The sequence below is a fragment of the Burkholderia sp. MBR-1 genome, assembly GCF_013822785.1.
GTDB lineage: Bacteria > Pseudomonadota > Gammaproteobacteria > Burkholderiales > Burkholderiaceae > Burkholderia > Burkholderia vietnamiensis.
In genome coordinates, this window is the sequence record NZ_CP053611.1 from 432,067 (window position 1) to 451,749 (window position 19,683).

21 protein-coding genes and 1 pseudogene are annotated in these 19,683 nt (G+C 63.9%); 13 read left to right on the forward strand and 9 right to left on the reverse strand.

The genetic code is table 11. The features are described from left to right. Positions 1-28: 28 nt before the first annotated feature. From MBR110_RS26605 to MBR110_RS26625, 5 genes are all read right to left on the reverse strand, one after another. Positions 29-583 (reverse strand): PaaI family thioesterase, encoded by a 555-nt coding sequence (locus tag MBR110_RS26605; RefSeq protein ID WP_181709759.1) that lies wholly within the window; start codon positions 581-583, stop codon positions 29-31. Continuing rightward, the gene (locus MBR110_RS26610) at positions 580-1,746 is read right to left on the reverse strand and encodes a radical SAM protein (RefSeq protein ID WP_059594538.1); all 1,167 of its coding nucleotides are present in this window, start codon (positions 1,744-1,746) and stop codon (positions 580-582) included. Before MBR110_RS26610 ends, MBR110_RS26605 begins: the two co-directional genes overlap by 4 nt. Further along, positions 1,743-2,501 carry a Phenylacetic acid catabolic protein gene (locus MBR110_RS26615; protein ID WP_258570013.1) on the reverse strand — a complete coding sequence of 253 codons (759 nt, stop codon included), beginning with the start codon at positions 2,499-2,501 and terminating at the stop codon, positions 1,743-1,745. The genes MBR110_RS26610 and MBR110_RS26615 overlap by 4 nt, the downstream gene beginning before the upstream one ends. 22 nt (positions 2,502-2,523) lie before the next feature. Then, positions 2,524-3,297: a thioesterase II family protein gene (locus MBR110_RS26620; RefSeq protein ID WP_230939409.1), complete on the reverse strand. Its 774-nt coding sequence runs from the start codon at positions 3,295-3,297 to the stop codon at positions 2,524-2,526. An 83-nt stretch (positions 3,298-3,380) separates the two neighbouring features. After that, positions 3,381-4,007, reverse strand: coding sequence for a hypothetical protein (locus MBR110_RS26625; RefSeq protein ID WP_181709760.1), 627 nt, complete (start codon positions 4,005-4,007; stop codon positions 3,381-3,383). 491 nt (positions 4,008-4,498) lie between these two features. On the opposite strand from MBR110_RS26625, the gene MBR110_RS26630 reads away from it, so the two are divergent. From MBR110_RS26630 to MBR110_RS26680, 11 genes are all read left to right on the forward strand, one after another. After that, the gene (locus MBR110_RS26630; protein WP_175902515.1) at positions 4,499-4,921 is read left to right on the forward strand and encodes a DUF4902 domain-containing protein; all 423 of its coding nucleotides are present in this window, start codon (positions 4,499-4,501) and stop codon (positions 4,919-4,921) included. A gap of 64 nt (positions 4,922-4,985) precedes the next feature. Next, complete coding sequence (locus MBR110_RS26635) at positions 4,986-5,591, forward strand: acyl-homoserine-lactone synthase (protein WP_175902869.1); 606 nt, start codon at positions 4,986-4,988, stop codon at positions 5,589-5,591. Positions 5,592-5,762: 171 nt separating this feature from the next. Beyond that, positions 5,763-6,539, forward strand: a complete 777-nt coding sequence (locus tag MBR110_RS26640; RefSeq protein WP_249181274.1) for an alpha/beta fold hydrolase — start codon at positions 5,763-5,765, stop codon at positions 6,537-6,539. Then, positions 6,536-8,038 carry an amino acid adenylation domain-containing protein gene (locus MBR110_RS26645; protein ID WP_059594532.1) on the forward strand — a complete coding sequence of 501 codons (1,503 nt, stop codon included), beginning with the start codon at positions 6,536-6,538 and terminating at the stop codon, positions 8,036-8,038. Before MBR110_RS26640 ends, MBR110_RS26645 begins: the two co-directional genes overlap by 4 nt. A 16-nt stretch (positions 8,039-8,054) precedes the next feature. Further along, positions 8,055-8,300: an acyl carrier protein gene (locus tag MBR110_RS26650; RefSeq protein ID WP_059594531.1), complete on the forward strand. Its 246-nt coding sequence runs from the start codon at positions 8,055-8,057 to the stop codon at positions 8,298-8,300. A 78-nt stretch (positions 8,301-8,378) separates the two neighbouring features. Then, positions 8,379-9,305, forward strand: coding sequence for a chlorinating enzyme (locus MBR110_RS26655; protein ID WP_059594530.1), 927 nt, complete (start codon positions 8,379-8,381; stop codon positions 9,303-9,305). 72 nt (positions 9,306-9,377) lie between these two features. Continuing rightward, a complete protein-coding gene (locus MBR110_RS26660) occupies positions 9,378-9,644 on the forward strand; it encodes a phosphopantetheine-binding protein (RefSeq protein ID WP_059594529.1) in 267 nt (88 codons plus the stop codon). Beyond that, complete coding sequence (locus MBR110_RS26665) at positions 9,587-10,513, forward strand: hypothetical protein (RefSeq protein WP_230939408.1); 927 nt, start codon at positions 9,587-9,589, stop codon at positions 10,511-10,513. The genes MBR110_RS26660 and MBR110_RS26665 overlap by 58 nt, the downstream gene beginning before the upstream one ends. Next, positions 10,495-11,562, forward strand: coding sequence for a succinylglutamate desuccinylase/aspartoacylase domain-containing protein (locus tag MBR110_RS26670; protein ID WP_230939407.1), 1,068 nt, complete (start codon positions 10,495-10,497; stop codon positions 11,560-11,562). Before MBR110_RS26665 ends, MBR110_RS26670 begins: the two co-directional genes overlap by 19 nt. 24 nt (positions 11,563-11,586) lie before the next feature. After that, a complete protein-coding gene (locus MBR110_RS26675; protein ID WP_059594526.1) occupies positions 11,587-12,408 on the forward strand; it encodes a hypothetical protein in 822 nt (273 codons plus the stop codon). Between the two features lie 132 nt (positions 12,409-12,540). After that, complete coding sequence (locus tag MBR110_RS26680) at positions 12,541-13,743, forward strand: aminotransferase-like domain-containing protein (protein WP_181709762.1); 1,203 nt, start codon at positions 12,541-12,543, stop codon at positions 13,741-13,743. 72 nt (positions 13,744-13,815) lie between these two features. Here MBR110_RS26680 and MBR110_RS26685 read toward each other — a convergent pair whose 3' ends face one another. Both MBR110_RS26685 and MBR110_RS26690 read right to left on the reverse strand, forming a co-directional pair. Then, complete coding sequence (locus MBR110_RS26685; protein WP_175902508.1) at positions 13,816-15,060, reverse strand: cation:proton antiporter; 1,245 nt, start codon at positions 15,058-15,060, stop codon at positions 13,816-13,818. A 212-nt stretch (positions 15,061-15,272) separates the two neighbouring features. Continuing rightward, on the reverse strand, positions 15,273-16,115 hold the full coding sequence (locus MBR110_RS26690) for a LysR family transcriptional regulator (RefSeq protein ID WP_258570017.1): 843 nt from the start codon (positions 16,113-16,115) through the stop codon (positions 15,273-15,275). A 221-nt stretch (positions 16,116-16,336) separates the two neighbouring features. Between MBR110_RS26690 and MBR110_RS26695 the strand changes: the two genes are divergently transcribed. Further along, positions 16,337-16,936 (forward strand): LysE family translocator, encoded by a 600-nt coding sequence (locus tag MBR110_RS26695; RefSeq protein WP_181709764.1) that lies wholly within the window; start codon positions 16,337-16,339, stop codon positions 16,934-16,936. Between the two features lie 566 nt (positions 16,937-17,502). Continuing rightward, positions 17,503-18,195: an autoinducer binding domain-containing protein gene (locus MBR110_RS26700; protein ID WP_059539119.1), complete on the forward strand. Its 693-nt coding sequence runs from the start codon at positions 17,503-17,505 to the stop codon at positions 18,193-18,195. 156 nt (positions 18,196-18,351) lie between these two features. Here MBR110_RS26700 and MBR110_RS26705 read toward each other — a convergent pair whose 3' ends face one another. Beyond that, the gene (locus MBR110_RS26705) at positions 18,352-18,696 is read right to left on the reverse strand and encodes a ribosome modulation factor (protein WP_181709765.1); all 345 of its coding nucleotides are present in this window, start codon (positions 18,694-18,696) and stop codon (positions 18,352-18,354) included. A 75-nt stretch (positions 18,697-18,771) separates the two neighbouring features. Further along, a pseudogene (locus MBR110_RS26710) lies at positions 18,772-19,683 on the reverse strand (IS3-like element ISBmu11 family transposase); the annotation flags it as partial.

Here is a 19,683-nt window from a genome sequence, read left to right on the forward strand (position 1 = left end):
GCGCGGCCCACATCGCAATGAATACCGGTCAGGCGGCAGTCTGATTCTGCCCGGCCAGCACCGCAAGCGCCGCCTGTTCCGACCAGTTGCTGCGACCGTCGCGTCCGGACGCGCGCAGGGCGAGCGTCGCCGCTGCGACCACACCGGTCGCAAGCACGCTGCAGCGGCCACGCCCTTCGATCAGTTGCGCCTCGACGAACACGACGCTCGACGAGCGGCGCATCGCCACGCATTCGACGACGGGACTGGCCGTCCGAACCGGCTTCATGAACTGGATCGACATCTGGACGGTGCCGCAGGTGCGGCCCCGCATGTGCAGGATGCCGGTCACCGACATCGCGCAATCGATCAGGCCCGCGATGATCGCGCCATTCAGCGCGTCCGTGCCGAGCCCGCCCTCGTGCGCCGGCGTACGCGTCACCAGCGCCAGTCGAACGATCCGCCGGTCCGACAGATCGAGCGCCGCGCCCAGATGGTCAATGATCGGCATCGCGCCAAGGCACGCCTGCCATTGCGCGCGTGCGTCTGCCGGTCCGGGAATGTCGAGTGCGCCGGCGGCCCAGTCGGCGCGGGCCGCCGTCATCGCGCCACCTCGGGCTGCAGCGCCGGCGTTCGGGCCAGCGGCGCGAGATCGGCCGGACCATCGGCCCGCGACGCGTCGCGATACGGCGACCAGATGAACTGCTTCCAGTAGCTCTCCGCGACGCCGACCCAGTTCCGCAGCGACTCGATGTTGTCGAGCGACTTGTCGAGGCTTACCATCAGCCAGCTGTAGACGGCCTGGCTATCGCGGCAATCGCTGCAATGCCCCGACGTGCAGCACAGTTCGACGGTCTGGAGATCCGGCTTCCACGTGTTGAACATCGGCAGCACCGCGTTGCCGTTCGACAATCGTTCGACGTTACCCGGATGATCCTGACTCACACTCGGGCACACGTCGTAGCCGAACTCGCCGCACCATGCGCGACCGGTCACGATCGCCTCGATGTGCGCGGGATGGTTCAGCACGGTGTCCGGATACGCGCGTGAGACGCGCAGCATTTCGGCGAGCAGGCGTCGCCCATTTTCCATCCGCAACGGGTGGCCGGTATCGTACTTACTGTAGAAGTTGAACGTGACGACGTTGCCGTTGTCGCGAATGCGCCGCACCGTCGATTCGATATAGCCGATGCCGTCTTCCGTCACCGCGAACACGAACGTGGCGCGCGGATCGTCACGATAGTTGTCGAGTGCTGTTTCGAACAGGCCTTCGAACCGGCTACCGCCCGGGCGAATCGCGCGAAGCGCATCGTCGAGCGGGCCGCCGCCGAACAGCGAGATGAAGACTGTCACGTGCTCGAACGGCGCAATGTTCGGCAACGGCTTCAGTCCGTTCGTCGAAATCGACACGTAGCGCATTTCGTCTACGAACACTCCGATCCGGTCGCGAAACAGCGTCGGCTCACCGCCGATCAGCAGCGCGCAGTTCACGCGCCGCTTGCGCTCGGCGGCGGCGAATGCGCGCCATTGATCGATCGACTTCACTTCCTGCGACTGCTGGTCGTGACCGAACTCGAAGAACCAGCAGCCCTTGCAGCGGATATTGCACGCATTGGTCAGATGATACTCCGATGCGCGGACCAGCGACGAAAAGCGCCGGACCTCGTTGAAGCGGATGGCCAGCGCCGGATCCTGTTCAAGCAGCGCCGGCAGCCGTTCGGCAATCAGCACCTTGCGTCGTGTCTTGATGTCGCGTGCATCGATCATGACAGCGCTCCGTAGCGCGACGCCATCTCCGGCACAACGAGCCCGAGCGCGTCCAGTTTCGGCAGGGTCTTGCGGACAAAATGACGTCTCAGCTCGCCGTTCGTCGTCTTGCGCAGCCCCCACTTCACGTACAATGCGGACCGCTTCGACTCGTCGCGCCCGAACAGCGCGAGGATGTGCGGCCAAAGACGATCGAGCGCCTGCTGGGCCTGCTGACGCCCCATGTCGGATCCACATGCGTCGCGAATGATGCGGAACCCGTGCGCGACATGCACGTGTTCGTCCTTGATGATCTGCTTCACAAAAATCTCGCCGAACGGCGCGTAGCTCGACTCCTGAAACTCGAGCAGATGCTCGAGCACAACCGCTTCGCCCAGGAACGAGAAAATACCGCGCTCCATCCAGTTCCGCACCCCACGTACCAGTTCGTTCGCGTAGTACGGGCGCTCCTGGAAATGCTGAGTCAGCATCGCGCTCGTGTCGACGCCCAGGCCTGCCAGCACTTCGGCGCTCAGTTCGTAGTGCAGAACCTCCTCGGCCGCACGCTCGCAGCAGACGAATTTCTCGTAGGCGTTTGGCGCAAGGTTATAGAACACCTGGGTGTAGTCGTCCGCGCCGGTCAGCTCACCCTCCGTATGGACCATCATCAGGTGCGTGGCGAGCGCTCGATATTCATCCGGCATGTTCCTGAAATCCTCCGGTGTTCTGACTGCATTCTTCCCGATTACCGGGGATGCCGCTAGCGTGGTCTCCACGTGTTGTCTCCTGGTTGGGTTTCTAGGTCGTTCTTTCCGCGGTCAACGCCGATGCCCGCTTCGTCGCGTCGCCACCGGTCGAAACCGATGGCCCGGCGAGGATGTCGCGCAGATGCGCGAGCACGGCCGCGCGATGCGAGTCGATGAAGAAATGCTCGCCGCCGAACATACGCACGCTGATCGGCAACGACGAATACTGTTGCCATTCGCCCAGATCTTCGAGTGCGACCAATGCATCGTCGGCGCCGGCGAGCACATGGATCGGGACCGGCACCGCGCGAATCGCCGCGTGCCAGGTTTCGCGGCATTCGAGGTCCGCGCGGATCGTCGGCAAGAACAGGTCGACGAACGCATCGGCGTCAAGGATCCCCGCGGGCAGTCCTTCCAGCAGGTTCAGCTCCTGCACCAGCGCCTCACGCGGCAGGTCGTGCAGGCGGCACCGGCGTCGCGACGGCAAATGCGGCGCCGCGCATCCGGACACTGCCAGCGCCGCCGGCGGCATGCCGAGATCGGCAAGCCGGCTCGCCAGCTCGAGCGCCAGCGCGCCGCCCATGCTGTGTCCGAACAGCACGACTCCCGCGTCGGCGATGGGCAGCAGGCTTGCCATCACGTGGTCGGCGAGTGCGCCCATCGTCCGCAACGGCGGCTCGCGGAACCGCGCTCCGCGCCCGGGCAATTCGACCGCGCATACCTCGACGTCGTCCGGCAACCACTCATGCCAGTTGGCGTACGCGGACGCGTTGCCGCCCGCGTACGAACAGCACACGAGCCTGATACGCGGCACTTGCACTGGCATGAAGACTTTCAACGTTGCGCTTGAGGTCATGACTGTCCGGTCGGTATCGGGTTCATCGGTCGATCGCGCGCTGACCGCGCGCGTCAGGCAGGCAACCCAGCATGCCGGCGAGCTTCCCACAGCGCTTCCATGCGCGCGGTAATGGCCGGGAGCTGATCCGTCGTCACGCGATACCTGACCGTGCGCAGCGGCGTGCGCAGGATCGGCAGGTCGAACACGCCCTCTCCCTGCGCCTCAATGCCGAGCCGCGTCTTGACCCGATTGGCGCCCACGTTGTCTACCGGCGACTCGAACCGGATCGAATCGAGCGAGAAGCGCGCGAAGAACGTCGCCATCGCCTTCACGTACGACACTATGCCGATGCCGAGCCGCCGGTGTTCCGGGCTCCAGATATGCGCGTGCATGACGCCACTGAGGTACTGCCCCGGCGCCGCTCCGGCGCGCGCTTCAAGATGGGTGAGTTCGTGCACTCCCACGGTTCGTCCTTTCAGCGCGACACTCAGGATAGCGTTGCGCGGCATGTCGGCGCGCCTGTCGCGCTCAATATTGAGCTCGAGCATGTCGCGCATCTGACGACGGCCGGGCAGCCGCGCCGGATCCACGCCCATTTCGATCAGATGGCTGTCACCGCTGTCGTACCAGTACGCAATGAAGCCGTCGATGTCGGCGCTTTCAAATTCCCGTACCTCAATATCCGCTACGTCGATCACGCCACACTCCCTTTGTCGCTTCGCTGCGGTCCACTGGGCCTTGCGTGCCCGGGTCGCGCCGTGCCATGAGGCGGCCGGCCATCCGTCTGCCGCGATGATGCAGATTTCCGGCGCCGGACGTCAGCTGTAGTTTTTTGCAGGATGAAAGGAATTGCGCGCAGCCGCGGATGGTCGCAGAATATCCGCCAAATCCGGCTATTCATGGCAGCGATTCCGCGCAGCCGTATCGCTGCGGCAATCGCGCCAATATGGCCTCTTTGGTACCCGAACCAATCCCGTCCGGATTACCTCCGGCACCGCACCACACATCGTCGCGCCAACGGCTACTTCCCGACGCGCGGTCCGAGTCGCCCCGCCTAGATGTCTTTTTGCTTCCGGCCTGCCGAGCGACGCTGCCCCGCCAGTCGTCCACCCATGTTTGAAGGTAACGGTCAGCATTCGCACGCCACGCGCGTACCGGCCGGTACACACGCCAAACAAGGAGGTTGCTCTTGGATCTGAAATCCGACGGACATGCGGTGCCGGCATACTTCGACACGTCGTCCCACGACGGATACGCGCGAGTGTCCATCACGCAGCTCGCCTCGGTCACGCTCGGTCTGCTCTACGCGGCGTGCGACGAAGGCGTACTGAGCGACGCATGGGGTTTCGGCCTGCCCGCGTGCCACGCGGGCCATTGCGAATGGATCGATACCAACTGGCGCCCGCCGATCACAGTCGGCTGGTCGTGGTTGACGGATCGCGACCGCACGTGTCGCATGTTTCCGAACAGCGTGAGCACCAACGTGATGATTGTCTGCCCGCGGGGCTACGATGTTGGCCCCGAACACACCCGCTCGCTGCTCGAGAACTGGATCAATACGCTGCCGTGGACCGCCAGTGTCCGCGCGCATCTGGCCCTGCCGGTCCTGTAAAAAATTGCAGTTTCGACGCGCTCTCCATTTCGCATTTAATGCGTACATCAACTGGAGTTCGCACATGCACATGACCACTATCGGCAACGCGTCGCAACTGTCCGCTTCGAACCTTGCGGCACTGGCGTCGTACCGGCACGCAATCTTCATCGAGAAGCTCGGCTGGCAGCTTCCGGTAGCCAATCAGCAGGAGTTCGATCAATTCGACCGGCAAGACACGATCTATATCTTCGGTCGGGAGGAAAACGGTGCGATCTGCTCGTGCGCCCGATTGCTGCCGACGACCCGACCGACCCTTCTGAGCGAGATTTTTCCAGGTCTGATGGGCACGATGCCGATTCCGAATTCGCCCGAGATCTGGGAACTCTCCCGCTTTTCGTCCTACATCCTCGACGCCGATTCCCACGCCCTCCAGCGCGCACATGCGAACACCCGCCGGTTGCTTGCGGACGTCGTCGGTTTCGCGCGATCGAACGGCGTTCGACGGCTCATCACGGTGTCGCCGCTCGGCGTCGAACGGCTGCTGATGCGCCTGAACGTTCATGCGCACCGTGCCGCACCGCCGCAGCTCGTCGATGGGAAGCCAGTGTTCGCGTGCTGGATCGAGATCGACGAGATCACGTGTGCGTCGCTGGGCGTCGAATGCCCGCGCGCGACAACGCCGAACTGAAATTGGGCCGGATCGCCGGGCCTGCTTCGGCTCACCGGCATTCCGTTCCGCGCGACGCGGCGCCCCCTTTCATACGATATCCGCCCCATGCAGCGAGAAATCATTCCCGCCTTCGACGGACGGCCCTTGCGGGTGTTTCATACGACACGCTCGGCTGGCCGACGCAACCTGATGCTCGTCTTGCCATTCGGCGTGCGTCACGCGATGGCCGAACGACTGTGCGACGCGCTCGAGCCGCATTTCAACGTGATCACGTGGGAATCGCGGTTCGTTCTTGACCTGCAGGATGATTCGACCGACGGCGCATTCGACGTCGAATATCACGTGCGCGATCTCGTGACGGTCGCCGCGCATGCGAACGACCGCACCGGTCACGCCGGCCCGATCGATGTGATCGGCTATTGCTCCGGCGCCGGCGTCGGCCTGCTGGCCGCCGCTCGGTACCCCGACGCCGTGCGCCGGCTTGCGCTGGTGTGCGGCGAATTCATGCTGAAGCCGTCGGTCTGTCCGCCGAGCAGTTTCCAGCGCGAAGTCGACGTGCTGCTTCCCGTCGCGGCGACGAGCCGGGAAATGGCCGGCATGCTGTTCGAAAAGATCTCGTCCGGCCGCAGCGCACCGCAATCCGAATTCCATTCGTTCATCTCGGTTCCGTTCTCGAGCGCGGCGCACCTGCACCGCTACGGGCTGAACTACGTCGCGTACCGGCGCACCGATTTCCTCGGCGAAGCCGGCGCCGTGACGCAGCCCACACTCGTGATCGCGACGCGAAACGATCGGCAGGTGCTCCCGGAAAGCGCGCACATCATCGTGTCGCACCTGCCGGATGCGACGGGCGTGCACGAGTTCGACGGCGACCACTACGAGCTGTGTCGCGCGCAGCCGGCCATGACTGACACGCTGCTGCAATTCTTCGGCACGCAAGCCAACAGATCGGAACCTGTCCAATGAATCCATCGACCATCGACGGCCGTTTCGCCGAGCAGGTGCGCCGCACGCCGGAGCGCACCGCACTGGCGGGAACGGAGCACACCGCCCCCCTCACCTATCGCGAACTCGACCGGTGCGCGAACCGGCTTGCCGCGGTGCTCGTCCGGCAAGGCGTCACGCCGGGCGCGTCCGTGCTGCTGATGTTGCCGCGCTGCGCGAACGCCGTGATCGCGATGCTGGCGATCGTCAAGCTCGGCGCGGTCTTCGTCCCGCTCGACCCGAACTACCCGGATGCGGTCAAGCACGCGTACGCACGCGACAGCGCGGCGCGGCACGCGATCGCGGCCGACGGCGATAACACGCTGCGCGCGCTGGAGCTGTCGGTCGTCCACGTCGCCGATCTCGCGGCGAATGGATCGGCCGACGATCCGCCGCCCGTCGCATCGCACGGCGGCGACGCACCGGCCTACGTGATGTTTACGTCGGGAAGCACCGGCAAGCCGAAAGGCGTCGTGGTCCCGCATCGCGGCGTCGTGCGGCTCGTCGACCGGCCGAACTACATCGCGATCCGGCCGGACGATGCGTTCCTGCTGCTGTCTCCGATCACCTTCGATGCGTCGACGTTCGAGATCTGGGGCGCATTGCTGAACGGTGCGCGCCTCGTCGTATACGACGGCGCGATCTTCGATCCGAACGCCGTGTCGCGGCTGATTCTCGACCAGCGCGTGAGCGTGATGTGGCTGACCGCCGCGCTGTTTCATCTCGTCGTGCGCCGCTATCCGGCCATGCTGACCGGGGTGCGCGTGCTGCTCGCGGGCGGCGACGTGCTGCATGCGGATGCGGTCAACGCCGTGCTCGATGCCTTCCCCGGCATCGCCGTCGTCAACGGCTACGGCCCAACGGAAAACACGACGTTTACCTGCTGCCACGTGATGACGCGCGACAACCGGCCCGACGGCGCCGTGCCGATCGGCACGCCCGTGACCGGCACGTCGGTGCACATCATGCGCGGCGACGGCGATCTCACGGCCGTTCCCGACGGGCAGGAAGGCGAGCTCTACGCCGGCGGCGACGGCGTCGCGCTCGGCTACCTGAACCAACCCGATGCGACACGCGCGGCGTTCGTGCCCGATCCATCGGGGCGCGGCCGGCTCTACCGCACCGGCGACATCGTCCGGCGCCGCGCGGACGGCACGCTCGAATTCGTCGGCCGGCGCGACCGGCTCACGAAGATCCGAGGCTACCGCGTCAGCCTCGACGAAGTGCAGCAACTCGTTTCGCGCCTGCCTTGCGTCGAGGAATGCGTGGTACAGGTCCGCGAAGACCCGAACGGCGAAAAGTCGCTGGTCGCCACGGTCCAGACCAGCGAACAGCGCGACAACATGCCGGCGTTCATCCGCGGCGAACTGCGCAAGCTGGTGCCAGGTTTCATGATTCCCGACGCCATCGCCGTGTGTGCCGAACTTCCGGTCAACGCGAACGGCAAGGTCGATCGGGTTCGAATCGCAAGTCCCATCTGAAAATCCGGAGAACGTAATGACTGAAAAAATTGCCATTCCCGACATGATCGCGTCGACCTGCCGGGACACGCTCGGCTTCGCCGACCTGCGCGGCGACGAGGATTTCTTCGACCGGGGTGCCAGCTCGTTGACGATCGTTGAACTGCAGATCCAGATCGAAACCCGGCTGCAGGTGCGAGTGCCGACCAGCAAGCTCATGGCCGCGCCCACGGTAGACGGCTGGGCCGGCATCTACGAAGCAGCGGCCGCCGCACTCGCGTAAGCGCGCACGTCACTTCCCGAAACCCGCTTCGTCCGTTCGAAGCGGACGCATTTCATCGATTCGACCAGGAGCACTTCCATGCAGAACTTTCGACTGACGCCCGAGGAAATCGCCACCTTTCGTGCGCAAGGCTACATCGGCCCGTTCACACTGTATTCGCCGGAGGAGGCGCGGGAGCGTTACAAGACGATCCGCGCGCAGCTGTTCGATCGCGAACATGCGGTCTACGACCTGCCGACGACGAGCCCGATCGCCAATTATGATCGCCACCTCGACGTCAACCTGCTGAGCGAGCATATCGGCCGGCAGGAAATCGTCCAGCGGCTCAACTCGATTCTCGGGCCGGACGTCATCTGTTGGCGTTCGGAGATGTTCCCGAAGTATCCGGGCGACGAAGGGACCGATTGGCACCAGGCCGACACGTTCGCGCATGCGTCGGGCCAGCCGCAGATCGTATGGCCGGGCGATCAGCGGTTCGGCGGCGCGATCACGGTCTGGACGGCCCTGACCGATGCGACGGAGGAAAACGGCTGCCTGCGGTTCGTGCCGGGCACGCATGAAGAGATGTTCTACGACGAGTCGCGCAAGATGCAATTCGATCCGTCCAACATCAACGCGCTCGAGAAGGACGGCATCAAGCGCGGCTTCTTCGGCTACGACTATCGCAGCCTGCAGAAAGATCCGGACTGGAAGCCCGACGAGAGCAAGGCCGTGTCGATCGTGATGAAGCCCGGCCAGTTCGTGATCTTCTGGTCGACGCTGATGCACTCGTCGTTCCCGAACTCGACGGCCGACCAGACCCGGCTCGGATATGCGAGCCGCTACGTGCCGGCCGCGGTCAGAGTCTATCCGGACACCGACACCGTCGACGAATACGGCAGCAAGATCTCGCTCGACAAGTTCGGCGTCGTGCTCGTATCCGGCGAGGATCGATTCGGGCACAACCGCCGCGTCGAGCGCAACGCGCGCGGCGTCAGCTTCGCGCAGCAACCGTCCTACGCCTGACCGACCGCGTCCGCGGCCATGACACCGGCGAACGGCGCGGCGCGCCGTTCGCCTTTCGACCGGTTCAAGCCCATGATCCAGCCTATCGAGATCCCTCATGTCCGGCGCGTCGATCACGTCGTCGCGTCCGTCGTGGCGAGCGTCCTCGGCCGCGACGCCGTGACGCCCGACGACGACTTCTTCACGATCGGCGGCTCGTCGATTTCCGCCGCGCTGGTGAGCACGCAGCTCGAGCGGCAGCTCGGCCGCGACGTGCCGGTGCGCCTGCTGTTCGAATACCCGTGTCTTCGCGTCTTCAGCGAAAAGCTGCTCGAATCCATGAGCGTTGCCGCACGGTAGTCCCGGGATCACCGTCCGGAACCGCCTTCTCTTCGGAGGAATTCGCTTTGAAAAAGCACTATCGCGCCGAAATCTACGATTTCGACAAGCAGGTCGAGCGCGCGGATCTCACGCTCGCCGACGCCGCATTGCTTATTCGCGACCGCAAGGCCGCCGCTGTCCTTGTCGATCTGGTCGAACCGAAAGCGCTCGACCGATGGTGGGACGACCCGGCGTTCCCGCCGGTCACGCAGCACCAGAGCTTCGCCGGCGCGGGCAAGTCGGGGCTGGCGATCGGGCCGACCCAGCGGCTCGTCAAGGAGCAGTTGATCCCCGGCCTGATCGACTACTTTTCGTATGCGGGCCGCACGAACGCGGCGCTGCGCGACACGGAATTCGTCAAACTGTGCGCCCGCGAACTCGGCGCGGGGCCGGTTCGGGTCGGCGACTGGGGCGAACTCCCGCTGGTATCCAAACGGGAATACCAGCCGGTGCCCAACGGGCTCTACAGCGTGCCGCCGCATTGCGACGCGATCCACTTCGGCCGCGAACCGCTGAACTGGCCGATCAAGGCCGGTTACGACGAAGGCTACGATCAGATCTCGCTGTTCCTGTCCGTGCAGGACGCGGAAAACAGCGCTGGCCTCGTCATGTGGGACTACCGACCCGAGACGCGCGCCGAGCTCGACGAACTGATGCGCGAATTCACGCAAACCCGGCGCATCGACCGGCTGGACCGCGTGCGCAGCGTCGTCATCAACGGACGTCCCGGACAACTGAACATTCTCAACACGCGAGTCATGCACGCGGTCGAACAATGCACGAGCGTGCGCCGCACGCTCGGATCGTTCCTCGTCTGGCACGACGGTCAATGGCGGATGTTTCACTGATGGCGGCCATCGCGCCAACGGCGGGCGTCGACCCGGCACACACCAGGCTCGACGCCGAGATCGCGACGTTCGAGCGGTTCGCCGCGTCGGGCACGATCGGTCGCGCGCGCGTCGAGCGGGTCGGGCGTTTCGGCTTCGTGCTCCATCCGCCACACGCGAACGCGGCGCACGGACAGCGCTTCGACCTGTTGTTCATCGCGCTGACGCACGGCAACGAATACGCGGGACTCCCGGTGCTCAATGCGCTTTGCCGCTACGTGGAGGCCGGCGTGCTGACGCCGCCGTCGTCGATCGGCTTCCTGCTCGGCAACGTCGACGCCGCGCGGCAGGGCGCGCGCTTCGTCGAACGCGACCTGAACCGCACGTTCGGCCGCGCCGGGCGTGACACGGCCGATGACCGGCGCGCCCGCGAGATGGAGCCGATGATGACGCGCGCCCGCTTCTGCGTCGACCTGCACCAGACGATCGAGCCGTCGGAAGCGCCGTTCTTCGTCTTCAACTACCAGCCGACGAGTCTGCAGCTAGCGCACGCGATCGCACCCGACACACCGGTCGTCACGCATTGGGGCAGGCCCTTTTCCGCCGCATCCGCGGGCGGCTGCACGTCGGACGAATTCGTCCAGCAGGCCGGCGGCGTCGCGTTGAGCATCGAGCTTGGCCAGAAGGGCTTCGGCCTCTATCAGATCGCGGCGGGCGTGCGCGTGTGCCTGGACGCGATCACCACCGTCGGCGGGGTTATCCGCGGCGCGGCGCTGCCGCCCGTCGACGCGTGCTCGAATCCGATCTATACGTGGGCGCACATCGTCCCCTATCCGGACGGCGAGGTCAGGCTCGACGCGGGCTTGCGGAATTTCCAGCCGGTCCACGTTGGCGATCGCCTCGGCATACGGGACGGAGCGCCGCTCGTCGCCGGCACGAGCGGCCTGCTGCTGTTTCCGAAATACCGGCGGTCCGAATCCGAGCCGAAGCCTGCGGAGCTTTACCGTGTATTGAGGCAACCGGCATTTTCTGAACTGGGCAAAGGCGACTGCCTTACCCCGCAAACCTAATTAGCCCGCACACGTGGAGGGATCATGCAGACTACCTACTCAGCCCAATTGATGCGCTTTGGGACGCCGGCACGCGCCGAGCGCATGACCGTCGCGTCGGCGGTTCACGCACTCGATGCGGACGAGGCCGACGCGATCGTCATGGACATCGTGCCCGACGGCGAGTGTGAAGCGTGGTGGGACGACGAAGGCTTCTCGAGTTCGCCGTTCACGAAGAACGCCCACCATGCGGGGATCGTCGCCACGTCCGTGACGCTCGGCCAGCTCCAGCGCGAACAGGGGGACAAGCTCGTTTCGAAGGCCGCCGAATACTTCGGGATTGCCTGTCGCGTCAATGACGGCCTGCGCACGACCCGATTCGTGCGACTGTTTTCCGATGCGCTGGACGCAAAGCCGATGACGATCGGGCACGACTACGAAGTCGAGTTCCTGCTCGCGACACGACGCGTCTACGAACCCTTTGAGGCGCCGTTCAACTTCGCGCCGCACTGCGACGACGTGAGCTACGGGCGAGATGTCGCGAACTGGCCACTGAAGCAATCTTTCACACGGCAGCTCGGCGGATTTCTGACCATTCAAGGCGCGGCCAACGACGCAGGCATGGTGATGTGGGACAACCGGCCGGCTTCCCGCGCCGCGCTGGACCAGATGCACGGCGAATATCGCGAAACTGGCGCGATCGCCGCGCTCGAAAGGGCCGCGAAGATCGTGCTGAAGCCGCAGCCCGGTCAACTAACGCTGTTCCAGAGCAAGAACCTGCATGCGATCGAGCGCTGTACGTCGACGCGACGCACAATGGGCCTCTTCCTGATCCACCAGAAAGAAGGCTGGCGCATGTTCGATTGATCGACGGCAATCACGCTGCGCGCGCGATTCACTCCGACGCATTTTCCATCCGCTGACAGGTTCGACGAACCTGCCGGCCTTTTTCACTTTCGGCGGCCGAACGCGCCGGCATTTTTGAAAGCAGGCACTCCCATGAACGACATCGTGCTGGCCATGCGCGCGCGTGGCATCAAGTCCTCCGCAGTGCGCGAACTGCTGGAGTTCAGCAAGAATCCTGACGTGATCTCGCTGGCCGGCGGCATCCCCGCGTCGGACCTATTCGACATGGACGGCATCGACGAAGCGCTCGACGCCATCCTGCGCGAAGAGCACCGCGACCTCTTCCAGTACGGCCTCACCGAAGGCGAATTGGGCTTGCGGCAACAGATCAGCGAGTGGGCCGGCACGCTCGGCATCCCGGCGTCGCCCGAATCGATGCTGATTACGTCCGGATCGCAACAAGGGCTCGATCTCGTCGCGCGAGTCCTGTTTGACCAGGGCGACCGCGTCCTTGTCGAACGCCCTACCTATGTCGCCGCACTCCAGGTATTCCAGTTCATCGGCGCGCAGATCGACGGCATCCGCGGCAGCACAGACGGGCTCGATCTCGACCAGGTCGAGCGCGAACTGAAATGCGGCGGTGTCAAGGCGATCTACCTGACGCCAAATTTCGCGAATCCCACCGGTTACACGATGCCACTGGCGCAACGTGTCCGCCTCGTCGAACTCGCTCAGCGTCACGGTTGCGCGATCATCGAGGACGATCCCTACGGCCAGTTGCGCTTCAGCGGCGAAGCGATCCCGAGCCTGCTGTCGATTGCGTCGCAGCAGTCTGGCGGTAACCGCACCGTGTGCTACCTGTCGACCTTCTCAAAGGTCTTCTCGCCCGGCGTGCGCGTTGGCTGGATCGCGCTTCCCGAGGCACTCCGTCCGCCGATGGCTGTCGCCAAGCAGGCATTCGACCTGCACACTTCGACGCTCACGCAAGACATCGTCGCGCGCTATCTCGCGTCGGGCCGCCTCGCGTCCCGCATCGAGGTGCTGCGGACCGCCTATCGCACGCGACGCGATGCGCTGACGAAGGCATTGCGTGGTGCATTCGGCGACGATCTGTCGTTCAACGAACCTGAAGGCGGGATGTTCCTGTGGTGCCGCTTCGCGCGGCAGGTTCCAGCGGAAGAGGTACTCGAAGCGGCGATCCGCGAAAAGGTTGTGTTCGTGCCCGGCAAGGCGTTCTACGCCTCCGATCCGGAGTACGACACGCTGCGCGTGTCGTACTCGATGCTGGGCGAGCAGAGCGCCGAGGAAGCGGCGCACCGCCTGAAGCGTGCGTGGGACGCCGTCGCACGCGGTTGACGTCATCGCGGAGTGATCGACGGCGGTTACACGGCGCGCTTCCGGATACGCTTCACTGTGCGCGCCGGCCCGTCACTTGCTAATGACCGGCATCGCTGGCGCCGGACATGGATGCGCGCGCAGCGTGAGCCGCACGAGCGGCGCGGTCAGTGCCGTCGTCACCAGCGCGAAGATGACGAGGATCGTATAGACACGGGCCGGAAGAATCTGCATCTGCAACCCGATCGACAGCACGATCAGTTCCATCAGTCCGCGCGTATTCATAAGCGAGCCGACCAGCATCGCATCGCGCGGTGCAAGCCCCGTCACGCGCGCTCCTACGTAGCTGCCGGCGAACTTGCCCGCGAATCCGCCGGCGAGAAACACGCCGAACCACAGCCATGAAGACGCATCGCCGATCATCCCAATCGACGCATGCAATCCCGCGTAAGCAAAGAACACCGGCATCAGCACGAGCTTCACGAATCCCTCGACGTTCTCGCGCCACTCCACGTCCAGCCCTGGCACGCGGCGCAGGAACAGCGCGGCCGACAGCGCGCCGAACGCGCTATGGAAGCCGATTTGCGACGTCGCGGCCGCCGACGCCAGCACGAAGCAGCACAGCACCGCCAGCCGGTCGCGCGTCGCATGCGCTGTTCCCGCGAGCCGCACGAGCAGTGGACGCGCGACGAAACGCGCGAGCAGCGCGCTCAGTGCCAGATACGCTAGCAAGCTGGCGAGCATGCGCGCAAACGCCCAGCCGGGCCCGCTCGACAGCGACGCGATCGTCGCCAGTAGCATCCAGCCGAGCGCATCCGTCAGCATCGCGGCGGACATCGCGTGCCGCGCGCCTGTCAACGCGCCGAGCCTGAGATCGTCGACGATGCGCGCCATGACGGGCACCGCCGACACCGCGAGCGCGATGCCGCAGAAAAGCACGTACGGCAGCCACGGCGCCTCGCTCGCGAGCGTCTCCTTCGATACGATCGCGATGACCATGCCGATTGCGGCCGGCACGCACAGGCCGCCGATGGCGACCGCGACGGGCACGTGCCACCGGCCTCCCCGCAGCGTCACGCCGAACTCCATGTGAAGCCCGAGCTGGAACATTAGCAGCACAAGGCCGATCTCGCCGACCTGCGCCATCGCTGACGGCGCTCGCGCGCCAAACAGCACATCGTAGAAATCCGGTGCTATTGCGCCGAATAGCGATGGACCGAGCAAAAGTCCGGCCGCGATTTCACCAACGACCGCGCATTGGCCGAGCCGCTCGGCAAGACGACCGCAGACGTTGCAGAACGAGATCACGAGCACGAGTTGCAGCAGCCAGATAGTCATGGAATGCCCCGGGAATAATCGATCGGCGGAAACGGGGAAGCGACGCGAAGCCGAAGGTGGGTCGAACGGGGCCGCAATGCGTGGGGGACGCATACGTCGCGATACCGTCAACCGAATCTCGGCATTGATCCTATAACGCGGTCACGCGCGGCGATACTGGAAGGACCTACAGGCGGGCGGCGTCCGGAGCGCGCCGCGTCGGAAAAGCGCGATCAGGCGGCGCGATCGGTCGGGCCGTACGACATGCCGTCGCCGATGGACCGCTCGTCGAAAAAGCCGTTGCGAATGAAGTTCGCCATTTCCTCGACCAGTGGCGTCGTTCCAGATGGCGGCAGATGCAGAGTCACGGCGAAATCCGGCAACGTGGGCAAACCGGGCGCCGATCGCAGCATCTGCAGATTGGTGGGGACCGTCGACGCGAGCCATGCGGTCACCGCCATGTCCATGCGGACAGTGGCCTTCGTCGCCTCGATGTCGCCATTCTCGAACACCGTCCGCCACGCAATCTCATGCTGAGTCAATGCGTCGAACAATGCTGGGCGGAACACGCACGCGTTGCTGACGATCGACACCGCTAGCGGCCGCTTCAGATACGCACTGCCGCCGACCGCGCCGACCCACACGAGCGGCTCGATGCGCAGGCACTCCCCGCCCGGCTCGCGCGCCGGCTGCTCGATCACCGCGATGTCGACGCGTCCGTCGAGCAGCGCGGCCGACAGTTCGACTGACCCCAGGTTGATGAGCACGATCTCGACGTGCGGATAGTGGTGGGCAAACGCCTTGAAAATGCCGGCGAGATAGGTACCCACTAAATCGGACGGCGCGCCGACGCGCAGCACGCCGGCAAACACCGGTCCGTTCATGTCGGACCAGATACGGTCGTTGAGCCGTACCAGCTGCTCGGCCCGCTCGAGCAGGCGCTCGCCTGCGGCAGTCAGTTTCAGTCGCCCCTGCGAGCGATCGAACAACCGCTGGCCAAAGCATTCCTCGAGCCGCTTGATCTGCTGGCTGATCGCGCCTTGGGTCAGATGCAACGTGTGCGCCGCCGCCGTCATGGTCGAACGACGCGAAACGGTGACGAAGGTGCGCAACAGACTCGTATCGAGATTGCGGATCATGGGAAGAAATAGAGCATTAGCAACGCTAATAGGATCATTATAAACATTCCATACCCTAGGCTGCGAAAGACTTTTAGAGTTTGTCAGGTACCCAATCCAGTTCGTGCCGAGACAGATTCCTAAGCCGCCCCCAGCTCTTCATACGAGGTTGTCTAGCCATGTCCGAGACGCTGTTCTCCCTAATCGTATTCGTCATCGTCGCCACCATCACGCCCGGGGGAGCGACCACGCTGGCGACAGCCTCGGGTACGCAGTTCGGGTTCCGGCGCAGCGTACCGCTGCTCGGCGGGATTGCGCTTGGTCTCGCATCGCTCGCCGCCATCGCCGCGGCTGGGCTGGCTGGACTGCTGCACGCGGTGCCGGCGCTGCAACTGATCATGAAAGTGCTGGGCTCCGCATACCTTCTGTGGCTCGCGTGGAAAATCGCGTCGAGCGGCGCCCCGAAGAATCGTGCGAATGCGTCCCAAACGCCGACCAGCTTCATCGGTGGCGCGCTGCTACTGTGGCTCAACCCGAAAGGCTGGACGATGGCGCTCGGCGCGGCCGCATCGTTCGCGGCGCTGACGCCCGACCCGGGGCGCCTCGCGGTGATACTCGGCACCGCATTCGGCGTCGCGGCTATCTTTTCGCTCGTGCTGTGGTGTACGGTCGGCGTGCTGCTCGGCCGTACGCTGCGAACCAACCGGCACTGGCGCATCGCGAACGCGGCGCTGGGGCTTCTGCTCGCGCTGTCGATCGTGCCGATATGGCTCGACTGATCGTGCCGTGTACCGCATGAAACAGGCGACGTATATGCGGTCAACGAGACGCACGTAGCCGACAAGAACATACTGCGGCTCGTCGTACCACCGCGTCGACCGCCGTCGGCGGTACAACGACCGGGCGCGCTGGTGGAAACTCGACGCTCGACGAAGCGACCGCCGGCAGTCGGTGTCGTACCTCGCCGACGTAACCGCGCCTGCATGGCACATCTGCGGAAAATCCGCGCCTGCGGCCGGCGAAGGCATTCGCAACACACGTCAGGCACCGGGATCAACAGGCCTTTCAAAACAACAAACACCACGACATCCGGCCGGAACCGGGTGCATAACGTCGTTGGTAGCGATCGACGTGCTTCACACCTCTTCCCTGGCTGATCCAGCCAGTCGATATCGACACGCTGCGGAAATCTGCGAAATCAACGTGTTGCGCAAGGAATGGAGCCTCCCTAATTCATGCACAGCGAACATATCGCCGACGCATGCGACCTAGTCGTCATCGATCGCGTGCGTTTGACACTACACGCTATTTGGAGAATGTTGTGGATGCATGGAGAGAAGAAGTCATGACGACGTTGTCGCGCGCGCAGAGCTTCGATGAGATTTTCGACTTCGTTGCGGCCCAAACCCGCGCGCTCGAATTTGACATGTGCGCCTATGGCGCACGCGATCCGTTGCCGGTGACCCGGCCTACGTTCAGTACGCGCAACACCTATCCCGAGTCCTGGCGACAGCGCTACTTCGACGGGAATTATTTCGCACGCGACCCCGTCGTTCGATACGGGTTAATCTATACATCGCCGCTCGTATGGCCGGTCGACGCATGCGCGGACGAACCGTTCTGGCAGGAAGCGAAGGCACACGGGCTTGCGCACGGCTGGTCCCAGCCCATTCGCGACAAGCATGGGCGCATTGCGATGTGGAGCGTATCACGCAGCGCGGACGCCATTTCCGATCAGGAACTCGCCGCAACGGAAAGCCGGCTGATCTATCTGGTGCACGCCGCTCATGCGGTGAATTCGCGCCTGGTCGACGCGCCAACGACGTCGGCCGCGATGCACACGGGACCGTTCACCACACGCGAAAAGGAAGTGCTGAAATGGGCTGCTGACGGGAAAACTGCGCTAGAAATCGCCTCCATTCTTTCCATATCGGAGCGGACGATTACCTTCCACATGCAAAACATCATGGAGAAGCTCAACTCGGTCAACAAGACTCAAGCCATCGTCAAGGCGGTACTGCTCGGCATCATCTACTAACGACACGCAGCGCGATTCGGCGTGCCGAAGCGGTTGCGGTTGCCGCCGCAGCGCCGATTCGGCGCGCCGGTGTCCGCAGCATTGCTTCCGGGCCGATCAAGTTCGCTCCATTACACAACTCCGGCAATGGGAACCGGAAGTCGCGGTGCGGGGACATTATCGATCCCCTTTCCTTGAGGAACGCGTGATCGCCGCACGCGGGGCCTGGATCTGCCTCGAATGAGTGATGACGGCCTCACCTTCTCGCCATCCTTTGGTCCACGCTCCATGCGGCAGCTCATCAAGCGCCCGCTTGTTCGGGTACGGATTCATATCCAATGTGTCGCCCCGCATGAACGCGTCGTAACCTTCGCGCTTGATGCGCAGGTGCATGCTGTAGGCACTCTCGCGTCCAAACAGAAAACGGAAAAACCAGTATCGACTGAGCAAATCGCTACGCTGTCTCAACGCCCACACGCGAAGATCGTGTGCTATTGCTCTGCCTCTATCGATCATGTTCATTTCAGGATTGCGTCGCACTGTTGATGTCCGCACAGAACTGACCCACCGGGGATGCGGCTATTTTCTTGGACTGATTTACGTTGCTAACCCGAGGCTTTCACGGTACTCGATGGGGCTGAGATAGCCAAGGGAGCCCTTGATCCGTTTCTCGTTGTACCAGCGAACGTAGGCGTCCAGTACCTCAACGAACTCCGCGATGGTCGTCGAACGCCAGTCTCCTGTATAGAACATCTCAGTCTTTAGCCTGCCGAAGAATCCCTCACAGGCCGCGTTGTCCGGTGAACAGGCTTTACGCGACATGGAGGGGATCAGCTTAGCCTTCGCAACCCGCGATAGCCAGCCAGGCCAACGGTAGTGGCCACCCCGATCGGAATGCACGATCGGCGTCTCGTCGTCCTCGGTCACGGTCTCAATAGCCGCATCTAGCATGGAATTCACGAGCTCTGCGTCGGGGCTTGTGCCAATCGACCAGCTGACTACCATCCCATCGAAGCAGTCGATCATGGGCGATAGATATACCTTCCCCGCAGGAATCTGGAACTCGGAAATATCCGTCACCCACTTTTCGTTGGGGGCGTTCGCGTGGAAATCGCGATTGATGATGTTATCTGGGGCAGGGCTGATTTCCCCGATATAAGAGCGATATCGGCGCCGCTTGGGCCTTGCTGCGTGGAGGCCGCCTTGTTTCATGAGGCGACGCACGACTTTCTCCGATAGAAAAACTCGTTGCCTGATAAGCGCTGCTTGCACCCGACGATAGCCGTAGGATCGGTGATTGTCCTCGAAGATCTCTGCAACGGTACGACGGACATCTGCATATTTGTCGGCAACCCGTATGGGCGACCGATGATAAAAATAGGAGCTGCGCGCCAGGTCCAACCGCTCAAGCAGCTCAGTCAAACCGTATTCTTCTCTCAGGGCGTCAACCAGCTTCGTCTTCTCCCGATTGCTCAGGAGTGGCAGGTCGACGCCCAGGTCTTTTTTTAG